The following is a 19,073-nucleotide window of genomic DNA, read 5'->3' as shown; positions in this document are numbered from 1 at the left end:
CCGAAGTTTCCGGCTACAAAGGGCAAATCCACCGCCGCGCGCCGCCGCCTGCGGCAGGGACTATGGCGGTGGACCGGCTGGATGAGGTGGGAAGGCCCTTAGAAATCCAGCCCTATCTTGACCCCAATGGTGCGAGGCCGCGTACGGTTCGCATTGTTCCACTCGTGGTAGGGGTCGATCCATTTGTTTTCGTTCGTCAGATTCTGCGCGAACAGCTCAAATTTCACGTTCCCGCTCGTAAGCCCGATACGCGCATCAAGAAGGCCGATGCTGTCGGAATATTGCGGTACATTGTCACCCGGGAAGCTGGTGCGGTCCACATAGGGCATTTCATCCCGGTAGCTATAATCCACCCGAAAGAAGCCCGGCATATCCGCCGACCACATAAAGTCATAGTTCGCACCAAGGGTGAAGCTGAAGTCCGGCACATAGTCGATGGGGTCACCGACGATATTCGCGGTATCATCCGCCGTAATCTCCGTCACTTCCGCGTCGATCACCGTGCCGGAAGCACTGAAGGTCAGCGCATCCGTCGCCCGCCATGAGAAGGAAGCCTCAAGTCCCTTCACCTCAGCCGCACCTACGTTCGAGACAAGCTGTTGCAGCCCAAGCTCGGGCCCGAGGAACACAAGGCCCCGGCGCAGCATATCGTTATATTCGGTATAGTAAGCGGCAAGATCGAAATAGAGCGCGCCGTCAAGTGCCGTGCCCTTGAGGCCAGCCTCATAAGACCATAGCGATTCCGGGTTAAACGGCGGGTTGCCACCGGTGTTGAAGCCGCCGCTGCGGAAGCCTTTGGCCACGCTTGCATAGAAATTGAGGTCATCCGTCACGGCGTAGGACAGGTAGAAACGCGGGTTTACCGTGTCGAACTTGCCTTCCTCAGTAACCGCCGCTGGCGCGAAACCATTGGTCTCAGAGCCCTTGTCTTCGAAGTAGCGCACACCCGCACCTACTTCCAGACGGTCCGTCAACTTGTAGGACGCGTTAGCGAACGCAGCGTAGGACTTGGACGTGTTTTCCGAAAAGAATTCCTGATCGGTGACCACAAAGCCGAAATAGTCATACTCGAAATATGCGGTCAGCGAGCGTTTCATGTCGCGGTAGAAACCGCCAACAGTCCACTGGAACGGCCCCTCGCCGGTGGATGACAGCCGCACTTCCTGGGTGAACTGCTCGCCCGGGTTATAGCGCAGGTCATTGCCTTCATACTGGCCGAGGTAAATGGTGTCCTCACCACCACGGTACGCAAACGGGTATTGGTGATACTGGTCCACATAACTTGTGGAACTCATGATCTCCATAGCGCCAAGGTCATAGCTCATGGTCAGGTTATAAAGCTCATAGTCCCAGATTTTGGGGATCAGTTCCTTGGACGGATCGATGGCCACAAACACCGTGCGGTCCGGCTGCTCGTAGCCTTGCCCAAGTTCATATTCCGCGTGATAGGACACAAAGGTCGCCATCAGCTCGAAATCCTCATTGGGGCGCCACAGCGCCTTGAAGCGCAGGTTGGTCAGCTCCTCGTCGTTGCCGTCCTCGATCCCGGCTTCGGGCTGATCCTGCCACCCGCCACCGTTTTTCACAGTTGCGGCAACGCGCACGGCGAACTTGCCGCGCACAAGCGGCACGTTGGCGATGCCGGTAAACTCGGTCCCGAGCTCGCCGCCTGCCACAGACGTCAGCGTCGCGTCCACATGGCCTTCAAAATCTTCAAGGTTGGGGTCGTTGGTGATATAGCGCACCGTGCCCGCAACCGCGCCCTGGCCGTACAGTGTGCCTTGGGGGCCCTTCAGAACCTCAACACGCGCGATATCCAGCGTGCGGGTCGGCAGCACGTCATAGCCCGTCAGGTTCATCGGCACTTCGTCCTGGTACACGCTCACGAGCGAGCCGCCACCATAGGCGTTGGCGATACCGCGCAGGAAGATCTGGTAGCTACCCGGACCATCCTCACGCATCGTCAGGCCCGGCACTGCGAACGACAGGTCCTGGATGCTGTCGATGCCGCGCTCTTCAAGCTCGGTGCCGCCAAGGGCGGTGATGCTCATCGGCACTTCAATCAGGCGCTGTTCGCGCTTCTGGGCAGTCACCACGATCTCTTCAAGGGTGAAGTCTGCGGTGTCTGCGACTGTCTCCTGTGCCAACACGGGCGACTGCAAAAGCGCCAGCGTGGACAGGGAAGCCAGATAATGTTTGCTGTATTTTTTCATGTTTCCCCTCCGTGACCGGTCAGCCGCACCTGCCATCAGGAAGCGCTACCCGGGATTTCCTCACAATCCCAGAGTATGCAAGCCGACAGGCACAAGGGCAGATGCCAATAGTGCAACGAACGGTGCGCAGGAGGCACCAGCCCCGAAGCGCCCGCAAAACGGCGGTTCGTAAAGCACCGTCATCCACCCGTCACCGCACTGGTGCGACGCGCGCACCACATATTGCCCCGTTCGCACCTGTCACGCTGGCCCCTGCCCGGGCTAGGGTCGAAACTGGGATATCAGGACTAATGGAGATGGGAAGTATTATATGAATAAACGCGCGTCAAAGATCGGCTCCGCGACGGATGCCTATGCGGGCAGGTTGTTCCCCTCGGCACAAATAGAAACCTTCAGGCATATCGACCGGCTGTTCCCCAGCCGCACCATCTCACGCGGGACCGGCACACCGGTAAGCGAGCTTAAGGCCCGTCCCTTGCCTCTTGACGACATGACGATCGAGACCGACCAGGGTGATTATGACCTTTATGACTATGTTGCGCGCAACCGGGTGACGGCCCTCCTGATCGCAAAGGACGAAAAGATCGCCCTTGAACAGTATGAATATGGCAACACACCCGATACCCGCTGGATGTCCATGTCGATGGCGAAATCGGTCAGCACCACGCTTGTTGGCGCGGCGATCCATGACCGGGAAATCGGCAGCCTTGAGGACCCACTCACCAAATACCTGCCAACACTGAAGGGCGGCGCCTATGACGGGGTGAGCATCCGCCAGCTTCTGCAGATGACATCCGGCGCGCATTGGGATGAAACACATACCGACCCCAATTCCGAACGCCGCCGCGTCCTTGACCTTCAGCTCGCACAAAAGCCGGGCGAAATCCTCAAATTCATGTCGGGCCTCAAGCGGGTGGCGGCACCGGGCACGCACTGGAACTACAGCACGGGCGAGACGCATGTGGTGGGTGAACTTCTTCATGCCGCGACGGGGGAATATCTGGCGGACTACCTTACGCGCAAGATATGGGCGCGCCTTGGCATGCAGTCCGACGCCACATGGTGGCTTGAAGCACCAGATGGGCTTGAAGTAGCCGGCAGTGGCATGGCCGCCACGCTGCGTGACTATGCGCGCTTCGGCCATTTCATCATGAATGATGGCGTCATCGCGGGTGAGCGCATCCTGCCGGAAGGCTGGGTGACGGAGGCCGGAAGCGCGCGCGAGATTGGCGGGCAAACGCTTGATTACGGTTTCATGTGGTGGCCGGTGCGCGCGCCTGCGGGTACGGGGTTCGAGGACGGTTTCAGCGCACGCGGCATCTTCGGGCAATATATGTATATCAACCCGGCGCGGCGTATCCTCATTGTGGTCTGGAGCGCGCGGGCAAAGCCGCTTGGCTCCGAAGTCATCCCGGATAATGACTTTTTTAACGCCGTCGTGAAAACAATAGGCTAGGGCAGCCGGGAGACGTCATGCAAAACGACTTGAACACAAGCGCTGCGGAGGACATGCCGGGCAGGACAGATATCCTTGGTCATCCGCGCGGGCTTGCCTATATCGTCTTCACCGAGGCGTGGGAGCGTTTCTCCTTCTACGGCATGCAGGCGCTTCTTGTTCTCTATATGGCTGGCCATCTCCTGAAGCCTGGCGCGGTTGAGGGCGTGATTGCGTTCAGCGGCTTCCATAGCCTGCTTGAGACAGTGTTCGGCCCGCTCAGCACACAGGCTCTCGCCACCCAGATATTCGGGCTTTATATCGGCCTCATCTATTTCATGCCGGTGCTGGGCGGCTTCATCGGCGACCGGGTAATGGGGCAGAAAAAAGCGGTACTGCTTGGCGCGGCACTGATGGCGCTGGGGCATTTCCTGATGGCGTTCGAGACCGTTTTCCTGTTCGCGCTCTCTGCGCTCATCCTTGGCGCGGGGCTTCTCAAGGGCAACCTCGCTGCACAGGTCGGGCGCTTGTACGCCAAGGGCGACCAGCGCCGCGACACCGCCTATTCGCTTTATATCATGTCGATCAATGTGGGCGCCTTCGTGGCCCCGCTTATCTGCGGCACCCTGGGGGAGCTCTACGGCTGGCACTATGGCTTTGGCGCCGCAGGCGTGGGCATGATGGTCGGCATTGTCATTTACCTGCGCGGCCAGCACTTCCTGCCGCCTGACACCATGGCGGATGCGGGTGCCACGAGGCCGAAGCTTCAGAAAGGTGACGGCAAAGTCATCGCCGCCATTCTGCTGCTCTTCGTCATCGCCGCCCTGTTCTGGACCGCGCAGACACAGGTGTGGAACACCTACCCCTTGTGGATTCGTGACCGGGTGGACCGGGAGATTTTTGATCTCACCATCCCCGTCACATGGTTCCAGTCGTTCGACAGCCTTGCTGTCCTCGTACTCGGTCCCTTTGTGATGTGGTACTGGAAACGCCAGCGCGACCGCAAGGCCGAACCCGGTGACCTGATGAAAGTCATCCTTGGCTGCGCGGTGTTCACCCTTGCCTGCGTGTGGCTGGCGCTTGGTGAATTTGCGGCGGGGGGCGGTCAGGTCTCGCTCTTCTGGCCGGTCGTATTCCATTTCATCTGCGCGATTGGCTACCTTTATGTGGGGCCCATCATGCTCGCGCTTGTGTCCTCCACCGCGCCGGAGGCCGTGAACGCCATGATGGTCGGCTCTTACTATCTGTCACTTTTCTTTGGCGGTATCGCGAGCGGGTGGCTGGGTCGGTTCTATGAGCCCATGTCCGACGCCGGTTTCTGGTTGATGCATGGCGCGATTGTGGGGCTTGCCGCTGTGCTGGTGCTGCTATTGCATCGTCCATTCAGGACTGTGCTGAAACTGCACTGATGTTGCACACATCCAGCACAGGTCACGCACACCTGCCGCACACATTTCGCACTCGTGTCACCGGTTCAATCGCTTGACATCGACGGGCAAGCACAACCAATATCGTATATTGCACTTGATAGTCGTTATCAGTTTTTAAGAAGTTGCCAGAAATAATATGACCGCTCCAAGCCAAAAACCGGCCATAAGCCCGCACCTGCCCTCCCGCAAGGCCCTGCCTCCGTTTGAGGCGTTGCGCGCCTTTGACGCCGTCGCGCGGCTTGGCGGCATCAGAAAGGCAGCGCAAGGGCTTGAGCGCGACCACGCAGTGATCAGCCGCCATATCCGTACGATCGAGAGCTGGACCGGCTCGGTGCTTGTCGAGCGCACACCGACAGGCATTGCGCTTACCCCCGAGGGGCGCGAATACCACGAAAAAATCGCGGAAGCGATCGACGCGCTTGCCAACGCCACGCTCGACATGATGAAAAAAAGCGACAACCAGCCTGTGCAGATATGGTGCATGCCCGGCCTCGCCTTTCACTGGCTGACGGGCAGGCTGGGCGCGTTCGAAGCCGCCTACCCCGGCGTGCGGACGGAGGTGCGACCGACTGACATCAGCCCGGACCTTGTCGCCAACGAGGCAGACGTGGATATCCGGTTTGTACCGCAATATGGTGGCGCTTTTCATGTGCCGCAGGGGATCAGGAAACTCAAGCTCGCGCGGCTGCCCATCATCGCGGTTGCCAGCCCCGAATATCTGGACGACAACCCGGCGCTCGAGACTCCCACCGACCTGCTGGCCCACCAACTGCTGCACGAAGAAGATGCCTCTTACTGGCGGGACTGGCTCGCGGCTTATGGCGTCACGAGAGAGGGTGAACTTGGCGGGCCGCTTCTGTGGCAAGTACACCTGACGATGGACGCAGCGCGCCACGGTCGGGGCATCGCGCTCAGCAACCATCTTGTCGCGGCGGAAGACCTCAAGGCCGGGCGGCTTGTGGAGGTCGGCGCGGGCAAAAACGCCTTCGCCAGCAAAACGCCGGGCGACTATCTGTTCCTCGCCCGCGCGGACCGGTGGGAACTGCCGTCAATCCGCCGTTTCCGCACCTGGCTGCACACCGCCATCACCAAGGAACTACCCTGAGCCTTTCACCATGGTGCCTGCCGTGCACCGGCCCCGACCCATGACGCATCTTGCGCCTTTTATGCCGGTGCCGGAAACTGGCAAGCAATTGATCCTGTATCTGAGAAGGGGAGCGAACCATGCGGGGACTGACACACACAATCGGGGCATTCGGCAAGGCAGGCCTTTCCGCCCTCGCCATGGTAGCGGTATTGAGCGCAAGCAGCGCTGCGGTCGACGACCAGCAGCAGGAACCCATGAGCATCAATGCGGAAAGCGAACGCATGCTCTCCTACGACTGGCCGATCCTCAAGGTTGGCACCGGCAGTTATGAGGCTGGGCCTACGGGTGTCACCGTCTTCCAGTTCGACAAGAAAGTGCTTGTGGCGGCAGACGTGCGTGGCGGCGGCCCCGGCACCGTGAACGCGCCATACATGGACCTTGGCTATAACTATGCCGAATTGGATACGGTGGTATTCGCCGGCGGCTCCTGGTACGGGCTTGAAGCTGTGACGGCTGTTGCCTCCGCGCTGAAGGATGACGGCATCCGCGACGGCAACGTCTTCAGCGAGGATGTCAATATCGCCATGTCTGTGGGCTCGATCATCTTCGATTTCGGCACCCGGCGGCTTAACGAGATTTACCCCGATAAACGGCTGGCGCAGGCGGCCTTCCGCGCTGCGAAAACAGGCACCTTCCCGCTTGGCGCATATGGCGCCGGCCGTTTCGCCAAAAGTGGTGGTTTCTTTGGCTGCAACGCCTTCTCTGGCCAGGGCGGCGCGTTCAAGCAGGTGGGTGACCTGAAGGTCGCCGCCTTCGTGATCGCGAACCCCTACGGTGTCATAACCGACCGGGACGGCAACGCCGCCGCCTGCTACACGTCTGACAAATGGCCGGAAGGCGACGTGAAAACCACCAAGCTGATGCAAGGCTTCCCGGAAAGCCGCGAGACCGGCACGGCTGCAGTGGAAGAGACCGCGAGCGCCAAAAACACCACTGTCAGCCTGATTGTGGTGAACCAGAAGATGGACCCGGCGGACCTCAAGCGCCTTGCGGTGCAGGTGCATACCTCCATGGGGCGCGGCATCCAGCCGTTTGCCACCCAGTTTGACGGTGACGTGCTCTATGCTGTCTCCACAGGCGAACTCGCGGAACCTGCCTTCATGTCGCCCGATCTTGGTGTGATTGCCTCGGAAGTCATGTGGGATGCGCTTTTGAGGTCAGTGCCCGCGCAACCTGTAACCGCCATACCGAACCCGGCGCAGAACTATAGCGCGGCCACGCTCAAGGGCTTTGCGGGTAACTATGAATTCAGCCGCTTCGCCAGCCTGAACGTGGGCACAAAGGACGGTAAACTCCATGCAAGGGCAACGGGCCAGCGCACCGTTTTCGGGATCGGGCATGAAGAGGCCACAGAGCTTGTACCGGTCTCCGACACCGAGTTTATGGTGCCGGGCCGCTACCCGCTGACCTTTCGATTCGTCGATGCGCAAACACTTGTGCTGAACCCCGGTCACTGGGAGCAAACCGGCCACCGCACCGCCAGCGAATGAACCCGACAGCCACCGGCGAGCCGCCGAAGAGTTCTTCAACGGAATAGGCCAAAAAAACAGAAGGTAATTAGTGCCTCTCGCCATCGGCACCGTCGCGAGCATCCCGCCGTCTCCTCGTCAGGAACATTGCTCAGCTATGGTTTCGAGGAAGTATGTGCTTGCCGAAAGCGCCATATGAGCGCAGGCAGGATCAGCAGGCTCATCACCGTGGAACTTGCGAGACCCGCTAGAATAACAATGGCCATGGGCCCTTGAATTTCGCGGCCCGCCTGCCCGGTCTCGATCGCAAGCGGCAACAAGCCAAGACCGGTCACAAGCGCCGTCATTAAAATTGGCGTGACGCGTTCGCGCGCGGCGACAAGCACAACGGCAAGTGACCATTCACCTTTTTCAACCGCCAGCTGGTCCGCATGATCAACCAGCAAGATGGCGTTGCGGGCGGCAATGCCGAACAGCGTGACAAAGCCCACCAGCGCGCCAAGAGAGAGATTGGCGCCCGAGAGGGCGATTGCGACCACGCCACCCACCAACGCAAAGGGAGCCGTGCTGATAACAAGGAGAACGGCCCTGTTGCTGTTGAAGGCCAGACTAAGGAGTGCGACAATACCGACGAATGCCAGCAGGGAATGCAGGAGAAGCTCGTTCCGGGCGCGCACCGCATCGTCCGCGATACTGGAGTATTCGACATACACCCCAGGCGGCAGGGTCAGCTCATGGACCGCGCGCTGGACTGCCCCGGTTACGATAGCAACATTTTGCGGCTCCGGATTGGCTGTCACGGTGAAGACCAACCGGCCGCCACTATGAAAAACAGAGGTTGAGCTTTCCGAAAGGGATACAGACGCGACGTCTTCAAGCCGCGCAAGTGTGCCTGAGGCACCCCGCAACAAGAGATCCCGAACACTTTCCGGACTTTTCTGAATAGACGATGGAACCGTGACGGCGATATCGATAACCCTGTCACCCCTGAAAACCTGAGCTGCGGTGCTGCCCGCGTAAACACTTTGGACGGCATCCAGCACGTCTGTGGGGGTCAATCCGTAAAAGGCCGCAGCATCAGGATTGACGGTAATCTGAATAGATGGCGTCTTGGGTGGTGTCTTGATCTTCACGTCAGTTGCATCAGGGACAGTCGAGATCCTGGCCGCGATGGCACTGGCGGTTTTTTCCAGAGCCGCGCTGTCACCACCATAAATATTTATAACGAGCGCCGCCGTTTCACCGGTCAGTGACTCGCCAATGCGGTCGCCCAAAAACGTAAGCACCTCTGTCTGAAGGCCCGGATAACTATCCAGCACGTTGTGAATCTGCGCTTCAATTTCATCTTGCTTTTGTGCAGAAAGGTTAGGCGTAAGCTCGAGATGGAACTCGCTTTTTTCTGGTCCCCATGTATCCTCACCTCCCTCGGATCGGCCAATCTGTTGCTCGACGGTGGCAACACCCGGTATATCCAGCAGGTCGCGCGAGATCGCCGAGCCATACTGCCGGGAGACCGCAAGGCTGGTTCCGGGGTGCGCCGCGGCCTGCAACACGTAATGCCCTTCTCTGAATGCGGGCAAAAGCTCGGAATTAAACAGGAACAGCGCCCCGACCGACAGCATCGATATCAACCCGGCAGGCACGATGAAACGCCAGGGAAACCGGAAAGAATACTGCAGCAGCTTTCCGTGCCAATCCTTGAAGCGAGAGAGGGTCCCGGCTTCATTCGGCAGCGCGGTGTTTCTTAAAAACAGATAGCAAAGGGCCGGAGTGACAGTCATGGCCACAACGAGCGAGATAAGGGTTGCCAGAATGAAGGCCGTGGCGAGCGGCGCAAAGAACGCCCCCTGCAATCCCGTCATCATCAGGACAGGTAACAGGACAAGCGCCACAATGAGCGTGGCATATATGACGGGTCCACGTATCTCCATCGACGCATGAAGAATAACACCAGGAACAGATTCCTCAGGCCCCCGCTGTCTCAATCGCCGGACAATATTTTCAACGTCAATCACCGCATCATCAACCACCACCCCGAGAGCGACCGCAAGGCCTCCGAGTGTCATGGTATTGATGCTCATGCCGAATTTCGTGAGCAGCATAACGGTGAGCAAGAGAGACAGGGGAATGCTCACGAAGGAAACGAGCACCGTGCGCAGGTTGCGGAGAAACAGAAACAGGATGAGGGCAATGAGAAGCGCCCCGATCAGAAGATCCTCTACAATACCTCTCAGGGCTGTCTCCACAAAATTTGCTGGCCGGTGAAGCCCTGAATGCATCTCGATACCCAGCCCCGCTAGAGCCGGGGCAACTTCCGCCAGCGCCTCCTCGACCCGGTATGTCGTGTCCAGCGTGTTGCTGCCATACTGGCTTGAGAGGCTGATCAGAACCCCCGGCTTGCCCATAATGACTGCGTCACCGAAATCGGGAGCAGCGGCTTCCTCGACAGTGGCCACATCCCCAATTCTGACGGGTTTTGCCATCCTCGGAATAAGGGCTGAGGCTATGTCCTGCGGCCGCTTCACTGGTGAGCTTGGTTCAACCAGAATACGCTGCTCCGTGGTATCGACAAAGCCGCCGCCACTGACAACCGCGCTGGCCTGAACCGCCTTGATGAGATCATTGAAACCGAGTTGGTTCGCGGCCAGTTTCTCCGGATCTGCAATGACGTTGATCCTCCTTACCACACCGCCATATACCGTCGCACGGGCAACGCCCGGCACAGAAAGAAGCCGGGGTTTCAGTTCCCACTGTACCCAGTCCCTAAGCTCGGCAGGATTTAGTTTTTCGCTGGTAAAGCCAACTTTCAACAAATCCATCGTAGAAGAAGTAAGGGGACTGACCTTCGGGGCCTTTACTCCCTTGGGGAGCGCGGACGTAACTTCGCCAAGGCCTTCCGCAACAACCTGTCGGGCCCTGAAGGGATCGGCGTCGCTATTGAAAACAACAGTTACGATGCTCAACCCCTGAATCGATTCAGACCGGACGGATTGAACACCTGCCGCCCCATTCACGGACTGTTCTATGGGCCGGGTCACAATCTGCTCGACCTGCGTGGCAGAAAGGCCTGGCGCTTCCGTTTGCACAACCGCCTGCGCCGGCACAAAGTCGGGAAACACGTCATAAGGAACGGTCCTGAGCGAGAGAAAACCTGCCGCAATGACGACCACGGTGGCGATGAGCACAAGGCCTGCCTTCCTGAGGCAAAAGCTGACAATTGCTTCCAGCATCGGTCAGTCCTCACCCTCCTGGGGTGTCGCCGTGCTGTAGAGAATCGCGGCGCCGCTCGTGACCACAAGATCGCCAGCTTTAAGCCCGGCTTTGACGAGCAAGCCATCGGCTGCCGGCTGATAGTTGGTGAGAATGTGTTGAACAAAGCTCTCTTGCCCTGTTGCAACGTAAACCGAAATTTGCCCTCCCATATAGAGAAGTGCGGTCTCAGGGACAAAAACACCGCGTTGTTGCTCTGCCTTCGTCGCGGCGTTCAGCATCAGGCCTGCGCTGAGCGGCAAGACCCTGTCTTGCTCAACAAGGGCGATTATACCCGCCGATTGCAAATAGGTGTCGGCGGACCGCGCCGGACCGAGCACTCGTGCCTCCAAGGTTTCTCCGTCAGCTAACCGGAGACGCACAAATTCTGTTTCCGTCAAACCGTGCCCTGCAGATGCATCCACGCGCAGCAGCGCGGCTTTACCATCAACCAGTGCGGCAACGATCCGCGTTTGTTCGGCTTCATCCATTTTGCCAACAGCAGGCCCCCATTCCAGCATGATGCGTTGATTGAGGGATAATAACCGCTCCCTGGCGACAGCGGCGGTCAGGCCAGCGGCTTCCATATCCTTGGTAGAAATCGCATTGCCATTTTTGTTGAGAGACTTTGTGCGCGCCGCTTCCGTTCTGGCATTGACCAGTGTGAGCCGGGCGATGCGCCGGTCTGAGAACAGGGTAACGAGCGGGGACGGATCGAGCACAGTCGCGAACATGGGCGAGGAATGCGAGACCTGTCGCTCCTCAAGAGGCATCGTGACAATGCCAAGTCGTTTTTGCATGTCGACCCCAATTTTCACATCGTCAGCGCAGACTTGCTGTGCGTGTGTGAAAACCAAAAACAACAGGAGAAAAAGGGGGCGATGCAGGTTTGAAGCATTCACAAATCGTTCTCCAGGTCTAAAAGAATCCGCGACAACTGATCGTTTTCCTCTGTCGTTGCGCTCTGGTTCCAGGTGTTTTCAAGGGCGTTCGATGCCCGCAGAAAATCTGCGCGCTTCTGAGCCGCTGTGCGGAGCGTCTGATAGTATTTGTATTTCGCCGCGAGAAGCGTGTCTGCGCTGCTATACCCTGACGCAACGAGATGTTTGGCGTTCGAGAGCTCTTTCGCCGCAAGCGTTACGCTTAGGGTGTTGTAGAGGTCGTAATTCTGGCGCTGCTGAAAATATGTTTCAGCGGCCACACGCTGGTTCCTTCCAAGCGCATCGACCGCGGCATCCAGTTTTTCCGCAGCGGCTATCCGGTCTTGTTCTGCTGCTCCAATGTTGGCCTTGTTCATATCGAGCGGTGGCAAGGAGAATCCAACAGAGAGGGGCCATTTGAAGACACCGCGTTCCCAGACAATGCCCGGGCTGAGGTGGATGTCCGGGTATTGCTTGGCTACCTCACTTTTTAGTCGTGCTTCCGCGAGGTCATAGGCGCTGATGGCAGCAAAAATTTCGCTATGGGTGTAGAGGGACCGCTCTTCATTGTCAGCGATGGTTTCCCGGTCAAGCTCAGGCAACGGTATGTTGTCGACAGCGAGAGTTCTGGCCTGTTCAACGGGTATATTGAGCACGCCAGCCAGTTGGATCTGGGCATTGACCAGGTCAACCTGCTGCTGCTGAAGGTCTTGCCTTGACGCATCGAGCATTTGCTGTGATGCGATAACGCTACCAACCGGTGTTTCCCCTGCGTCGAATTTGCGTTGCTCAAGGTCTGCGAGAGCGCGTTGGAGATCGTATGCGTCCCGGCTGAAGACGAGTATTTGACGCGCGGCATGAACCTCGGTAATAGCCGCCCTGAGCTGCGACCTGACGTCCCAAAGCGCCGCAGCCATAACAAAATGGGCACTGAGGCTCACGAAACGCGCTTCAGCCATGCGCGCCTCCCTCTGCCCGGCAAGGTCGAGCGGAATATCAACTGAGGTGCCAAAGAGCCAAGGCTTGGCAGCGTCAGCACCCTTTGAATATTCGGCCGTCAACGTGAGGCCAAGAGGTCGCATCTGCCCCGCGGCATCCGCACGCGCCTGAGAGGCGCGGTATTCGCTTTGCGCCTGGCTGATGCCGGGACTGCGCCTGACGGCAATAGCCAGCAAATCGGTATATGCCACCGGGCCGTGGTTATTTTCCAGCTCAGGTTCAGGCGTTAGAGCCGCGAATGCCCGGATGTCGACGTTTTGCGCTTCGTAGTGCGCGCAGCCCCAGAGGAAACAGCAGAGCGCGATCGCGACGGTGGCGGTTAATGCGGACGCCCGGTCTCGGCGGAATGCGCTTTCGGCCCAATTAGGAGGCTGGCGTTGGCACCATTTTAAAATCATTGAGCACAAGTCCTTAAGGTCAGGCATACGCGCGCGGTGCTCCCGCTGTTATTTCCATAACGACACCATCCAGCCATGACCTCCAAAAGTTTTCTGCGACACGACTGCTGCACGACCCGCTTGCCGATCGCTGCCTCCTCCCCCTTGCAACAATCTGCACTTCCCCATGGAGGCGACCCAAGCTTTGCTCCGTCAACAATATACGCGCTTCTGTAATGGCTGGAGTATGTTTGTGAAAGGGTGGAACACGCAACTGGCTGCGTTTATGGACCGGTTTCGGTGGCTGATATTGATCATCGGGAGCGTGCTGTCCATGTGCGCATGGCAGGCAAGCAAACAGATCAAGGTCTCCACCAAACTCGAAGCCCTGATGCCGGAAGGCGCGCCCAGCGTGCGCACCCTCAATGACGCAATGGAAAAAGCCGGGAGCTTTTCCGCAGTTCAAGTGATCGTTGAAGGAGACAACCGGACAAAAGTCGAGCAGACCCTTCTGGTGCTGGAGGCTGTCACGCGCCCACTCGCCTGGAGTGAGAGTGTGCAGTCATTTGAAGATATCTCTGTTCTGGAGCGGCATAAACTGTTGCAACTCAGCGTCCCGCAGCTTGAACAGGTGGAACAAAAGCTGGAGCATGAAAGCCTGAAGGCCGCCGCCGACAGTATAACGGCGACGACCGGAATTCCCATCAGCATCACCCTCCGCGGGGCCGGGGAGCATGTCCCCAGTCGCGCGACGACAACCCGCGCCCCCGACGACCAACCTTCGGTCGACGCCTTGCTGGCACCTGTGGAGACGGAACGGCGATTCGTCTCAGACGACGGCAGGTCGCAGGCGCTCGTAATATGGCCCAAGGCCGGGAACGAGGGCTTGGCGGCTGCAAAGAAAATGATCGGTGACATCGCTGCCATTATCCAGGCGCTTGAGCTAAACAGCCCGGATAGCGATATCCATGTTGGTATCGCGGGCAGAATTCGCAACAAGGTTGCCCAGTTTGATGCAGTTATTCATGATGTGGTAATCGGGCTTGGTAGTTCGGTAACCCTGATCATACTGCTCTTACTGCTGCACTACCGGCGCCTCATGGCTATTCCCTTGATTGTATTGCCGCTTGTGGTCGGCATCCTGTGGACTGTGGGGATCACCGTGCTGGTTATTGGTGGCCTCAATCTGATCACCATTTTCCTGGCGCTCATTCTTTTTGGGCTTGGTATCGACTTCGGCATTCATAATTTCAGTCGCTACGCTGAGAGCCGCGGTGAGGGTTTGGGCCACCGGGAAGCGTTGGCAACCATTCTCGGCCATACCGGCAAGGCATCGCTTGTCGCGGGCATCACCACTGCTGCAGGCTTTCTCGTCTTGGGCTTCACAGAATTTCGGGCTTTCCGAGAATTTGGACTCATCGCCGGCAGTGGTGTCGTGCTGATCTATGTTTCCATGTTCAGCATCTTTCCCGCTTTTCTGTCCGTCGTGCACCGTCACATGAGCTGGCCGAAGGTTGCAAATGCCCAAAAAGGTCGTGGCTGGATGCGGCAGTTGGGAAGCAGAAAGCATGCTATCTGTGTGGCGGTTCTTGTGAGTGTGCTTTTGCCAGCGGCATTGCCCTTTGCAAGCAGGCTCGCATTCGAGAAGAATTTCAAAAACATACAGGCTGCGCGAAGCACCGAACATATCTGGGCGACCGAGCGCTCAAAAAATATCTTCAAGGGCGGCCATGACCGCGCAATCCTTGTGGTGGATACGCTTGATGAAGTGAAGGCGATTGAAAACTACTTTGAGAGCTATACCGCGAACGATAAAGATACACCGACTGTCGCGAAGATCACGAGCATACGCAATTTTGTGCCGGACCCGGCCGAGCAGGCAGAACGTCTCAGAGTGATCAATCGCATGTGGGAACGTGTTTCCGATGGGGGTCCGCTTCCGAATAATCTGGCCGACAAGGTTAAATATCTGCGTATCGGAACCTTGGATGCCAACGATCTGCCGGCTGGCATGAAGCGGGTGTTCCTGGGCGACGCCCAAAAGCCCGGTTACCTGATGTATATCTATAATTCCGTCACGATGGATGACGCAGACCTTGCGCGCCAGTTCTACGATGACGCATCCAGTTTCACCGTAAACGGAAAAACATATCACCCTGCATCTGAAGCCTTCATCTTTGTCGAGATGCTTGCGCTTATGAAGGCGGATGCGCTTCGCGCTATCGGCCTGGTTAGCATCGTCACTCTTCTTGCCGTCCTGGTTTTTACCCGTTCGGTGCTGTCGACAGTTGTTATTCTGGTCCCGACGGCGATAGGCATGGTCTTCACCTTGGCGATCATGTCGATTGCGGGCTTGCCGCTCTCCATCATCAATATGGTCATTCTGCCTTCCCTTGTCGGGATATCGGTCGACAACAGCATTCATATCGTTGAACGGTTTCAGGAAGACAATCAAGGGATCGGCCAGACCATGGCAACGACAGGCCGCGCCGCGACCCTCACTACACTCACCACATTGATGGGCTTCGGCGGTCTTGTCACCGCGTCAATGGGTGGCCTCCGGTCCATGGGATGCCTCGCCCTTATCGGCTTCAGCATCTGCCTGCTGCTGACGTGGTTCTTGTTACCTGCCCTGTTGCCGCTGACCGCGAGAAAAAAAGCGCAAAGCATGCCCACGAACATGAAAGAAAGCATCCTCTATGATTGAAGACCTACTAATTGTTGCCGCGGGTACAGGATCACGGCTGAGAGCCAAAGGCGACCTGAAGCCCCTTGTCGAGATTTGCGGAACCAGCTTGATAGAACGGGCCTTGGCATCTGCCTTCAAGGCCGGCCTTGCACGGGCAACCGTGGTGACCGGTTATAACGCGCCCGTGCTGGAGGATCATCTGGACCAGTTGGTAAAACGGCACAACTGGCGAATAGAAACAGTGCATAATGCGGAATACAAGCACCCCAATGGTCTTTCCGTGCTCAAGGCGAGAAACGCGCTATCCGGCCCCTTCTGCCTTGCCATGTGTGATCACCTCGTTGCTCCGTCCTTGTATCGGACCCTGTTGGCCGGTGACCGTATGAAGGGTGAGGTAGCACTTGCGATAGATACCGTTCTTGGCAATGGGTTTGTCGATCTGGATGATGTGACCAAGGTACGATACGCAGGGCGTCATATTCTTGAAATCGGCAAGGAAATTCCCGTCTATAATGCGTTTGATACCGGGGTTTTCGCCGCCGATCCGGCCCTCTTTGATGCCATTGCGAAAAGCGGACGCGAACGGGGCGACTACTCCATATCCGGCGGCATGGCCGAGCTGGCGCTCGAAAAAAACGCCGTCGCCATTGATGTCGGCGGTGAATTCTGGATCGATGTGGACAGCCCGGAGATGTATGATCTGGCGACCGGCTGGCTGACCGCTAACCAGCCCTTAGCCGTTTGAGCAGTTTTTTATCAGCAGTTGTGAGCGCGAGGAAACGCACCATTACTAGATAGGCGCCAATGAAGAACAGGATCGCCGGGCCAAATACATAAAGATTCTCGGCCTCGCTGAGACGGCTAATCATCATAAGTGGGCCGGCCAGAATGCCGGCAAATATGAGAGGTGGCAGAAAACCGGTATCCAGAATCGAAATAGCCAGATGCCGGCGCAGCATGAAAAGCCGCATTAGCGCCAACCCCGCCATCGAGAGCATAAAACCGCTGGCCGCCCCCGCTGCCCCCCAAACCTGGGCGAGGAGCGCTATGAAAGTTACTTCCGTGACTAGTGAGACGATGACAAGCCTTGGGGGTATTCCGGGTTTCGCATACAATAGGGCTGTCTCGGTCAGCGCAAAGCTGCCGTCAAAAAGTTCGGCGAGGAGCAGAAAAGCAAGCACAATCGCACCTGATGCAAACTCATCGCCAAAAAGGCCAAGCAACTGTCCGCCGAATATGGCGAAGGGTATGGTGATGGCCAGTTGGAGCATGAACGTCCATCGACAAAACCCGGCCAGTTTGCTTCCAATGATGTCTGTCCGAAGGCTGTGGTGAAGTTTTGCCAGTACAGGAACCATCATGGGTTCAAACAACTGGTATATTTTGTGTGGGATGGTGACAATCTGCTGTGCCATATAATAGATGCCCGTCGTACCGTGGCCCGCAACGATGGACAGCACGAGGATATCCAGTCTTCTGAACATCATGATGCCGATGTCCGTCACGCCGACAGGCAAACTTTTTCGCGGTATGCGAAGCACAGAGGTCAGCCGAACGGGTGCCGCGAGAATACCGCGCCATCCGAAGGCATTGCCAAGTCCAATCGAGATGCCCGCGGCCGCCCCGAGGCATGAGAGGGAAAACGCGACAATCAAACCCGTTTCTGGCACCTTCAGCAAATACAGGATGACGGCGGCACCAAGGAATACCCATGGTTCGATGACGCAGCGGGCGAGAATTTCCCAGCGAATGATCCTTTTGAAGCGGATTGCCGCACCCGCCGTATCTGAAAAAGCAATGGCCGGAATAGCGAAGTAGAGGGCCGTCGGCATGCTAATATCCGTGAAGAGAAAAGGCCATACCACGCCAAGAATAGCCGTGAGCAGGGTTGCGATGGCCAGACAGGCGATCAACGCTTCCTTGATCACAACTGCCTGCCGTGCCTCGCCCTGTATGGCACTTAGCATCTCCGGCAAGCTTCTTTTCAGGCCCAGTACCGCGATCGCCGCCAAAATTTCCGTAATTGCCGCAATCTGGCCAAGCAGGCCAAGTGGCGATGGCCCGTATAACTTTCCGGCGACAATCATCAGGATCAGCCGCGCAATCATGCGCCCACCGAAGCCACCAAGAGACGCCAGCGCCCCGCGAAGAATATCACGTATGTCCGAGATATTACCCACAGGCGTCGATCAGCGCACGGGCTTCACCGCTCAGCTTTTTCTCAAGCTGGGCTTCGGTGAACATCAGGATGGCAAGAATGACATTAAAGGCAAAGAGTTCGACAGCGAAATAGAAGGCCGGCTGCCCCACAAGTGAGAATAGGAAAATCAGCAGCGTCCGGTTGTTGGCGTTGAGGATGCCCCACGCACGAACCATCGGCGCTGTTTTCCCCACAAGTGCAATGGCAGGCCGATCACTGCCAATCTTACGCAGTTGCTCCAGCCGAATGTCAAATTCGCTTTCTCGGCCCGCAACAAGCATTTGTGCCTTGTCATACAAACCGGCGAGGAAAGATTTCTTACCGCCCACCACAACGAGCGAGGCCTGTGCGCTCGAGCGAGCGACCCCTTTGAGCCGTCGCTGGTATTTCTGGCGCCGCTCTTCATAACCCGCGGCTTGTACCGCATGGGAGAGACCTGCGCCAACCACAAGCCACCAGACCGACAGGGCGTATCCGGTTTCGATAACGTGTAAGGTGAGCGCAATATATACGGCGGCAAAAACCACATGATCGCAAATGCCGTCAATGATGCGACCGAAGGCACTGGTGCGCCCGGTTGCGCGAGCGAGGCGGCCATCGGCGCCGTCAAGCACATGCCATGCAACCATCGCCAGAAAGCCGCCGTAAACCATGGATGTCTGGGGTAAGTGATAATAGCAATAACCGGCGAGAATACCGCACAACAATCCGAGGATTGACACGAAATTGGGAGAAAAGCCAAGCCGCAACGCGATTTTCACAGCCTGATCGGACAGGGGGTGCACAATATAGCGGTTCGAGGCGTCCTCAATGGTCTCCGGTCGGCCGTATTCATGAGCTTTGGGGGGCGATTGCTTCGAACGGTGTATAGTGCTCTCGTTCATTGCACACTTCCTGTTCTCGCTGCAGCTCCACAACAATGAAGCTGCAGCATCTACTGATTTG

The 19,073-nt window shown here is 57.6% G+C and carries 12 protein-coding genes; 6 read left to right on the top strand and 6 right to left on the bottom strand.

Going from position 1 to position 19,073, the window contains the following annotated elements; genetic code table 11:
- Nucleotides 1-98: 98 nt before the first annotated feature.
- A complete protein-coding gene (locus tag OEU85_RS17585) occupies nt 99-2,213 on the bottom strand; it encodes a TonB-dependent receptor (RefSeq protein ID WP_262692839.1) in 2,115 nt (704 codons plus the stop codon).
- A gap of 310 nt (nt 2,214-2,523) precedes the next feature.
- On the opposite strand from OEU85_RS17585, the gene OEU85_RS17580 reads away from it, so the two are divergent.
- The 4 genes from OEU85_RS17580 to OEU85_RS17565 all read left to right on the top strand — a co-directional run bounded on the left by OEU85_RS17580 (nt 2,524) and on the right by OEU85_RS17565 (nt 7,715).
- Nucleotides 2,524-3,669 (top strand): serine hydrolase domain-containing protein, encoded by a 1,146-nt coding sequence (locus tag OEU85_RS17580; protein ID WP_262692838.1) that lies wholly within the window; start codon nt 2,524-2,526, stop codon nt 3,667-3,669.
- Nucleotides 3,670-3,686: 17 nt separating this feature from the next.
- Nucleotides 3,687-5,057 carry a peptide MFS transporter gene (locus OEU85_RS17575; protein ID WP_262692837.1) on the top strand — a complete coding sequence of 457 codons (1,371 nt, stop codon included), beginning with the start codon at nt 3,687-3,689 and terminating at the stop codon, nt 5,055-5,057.
- A gap of 157 nt (nt 5,058-5,214) precedes the next feature.
- Nucleotides 5,215-6,183, top strand: a complete 969-nt coding sequence (locus OEU85_RS17570; protein ID WP_262692836.1) for a LysR substrate-binding domain-containing protein — start codon at nt 5,215-5,217, stop codon at nt 6,181-6,183.
- Between the two features lie 119 nt (nt 6,184-6,302).
- A complete protein-coding gene (locus OEU85_RS17565; protein ID WP_262692835.1) occupies nt 6,303-7,715 on the top strand; it encodes a P1 family peptidase in 1,413 nt (470 codons plus the stop codon).
- Between the two features lie 134 nt (nt 7,716-7,849).
- Here the strand turns inward: OEU85_RS17565 and OEU85_RS17560 are convergent, their stop codons facing one another.
- From OEU85_RS17560 to OEU85_RS17550, 3 genes are all read right to left on the bottom strand, one after another.
- The gene (locus OEU85_RS17560; protein ID WP_262692834.1) at nt 7,850-10,924 is read right to left on the bottom strand and encodes an efflux RND transporter permease subunit; all 3,075 of its coding nucleotides are present in this window, start codon (nt 10,922-10,924) and stop codon (nt 7,850-7,852) included.
- A 3-nt stretch (nt 10,925-10,927) separates the two neighbouring features.
- On the bottom strand, nt 10,928-11,743 hold the full coding sequence (locus OEU85_RS17555; protein ID WP_262692833.1) for an efflux RND transporter periplasmic adaptor subunit: 816 nt from the start codon (nt 11,741-11,743) through the stop codon (nt 10,928-10,930).
- A 98-nt stretch (nt 11,744-11,841) separates the two neighbouring features.
- A complete protein-coding gene (locus tag OEU85_RS17550; protein WP_262692832.1) occupies nt 11,842-13,053 on the bottom strand; it encodes a TolC family protein in 1,212 nt (403 codons plus the stop codon).
- A gap of 439 nt (nt 13,054-13,492) precedes the next feature.
- Here OEU85_RS17550 and OEU85_RS17545 point away from each other — a divergent pair, with 439 nt between their 5' ends.
- Together OEU85_RS17545 and OEU85_RS17540 are read left to right on the top strand one after the other, a co-directional pair.
- Nucleotides 13,493-15,946 (top strand): efflux RND transporter permease subunit, encoded by a 2,454-nt coding sequence (locus OEU85_RS17545; RefSeq protein ID WP_262692831.1) that lies wholly within the window; start codon nt 13,493-13,495, stop codon nt 15,944-15,946.
- Nucleotides 15,939-16,673, top strand: coding sequence for a phosphocholine cytidylyltransferase family protein (locus OEU85_RS17540; protein ID WP_262692830.1), 735 nt, complete (start codon nt 15,939-15,941; stop codon nt 16,671-16,673). Before OEU85_RS17545 ends, OEU85_RS17540 begins: the two co-directional genes overlap by 8 nt.
- Here OEU85_RS17540 and OEU85_RS17535 read toward each other — a convergent pair.
- Nucleotides 16,651-18,108: a lipopolysaccharide biosynthesis protein gene (locus tag OEU85_RS17535; protein ID WP_262692829.1), complete on the bottom strand. Its 1,458-nt coding sequence runs from the start codon at nt 18,106-18,108 to the stop codon at nt 16,651-16,653. The genes OEU85_RS17540 and OEU85_RS17535 overlap by 23 nt on opposite strands.
- Complete coding sequence (locus OEU85_RS17530) at nt 18,101-19,012, bottom strand: CDP-alcohol phosphatidyltransferase family protein (RefSeq protein ID WP_262692828.1); 912 nt, start codon at nt 19,010-19,012, stop codon at nt 18,101-18,103. Before OEU85_RS17530 ends, OEU85_RS17535 begins: the two co-directional genes overlap by 8 nt.
- Nucleotides 19,013-19,073 lie beyond the last annotated feature (61 nt).

The sequence above is a fragment of the Kordiimonas aestuarii genome (genome assembly GCF_025574465.1).
GTDB lineage: Bacteria > Pseudomonadota > Alphaproteobacteria > Sphingomonadales > Kordiimonadaceae > Kordiimonas > Kordiimonas aestuarii.
This window is presented reverse-complemented; position numbering and strand designations above follow the sequence as displayed.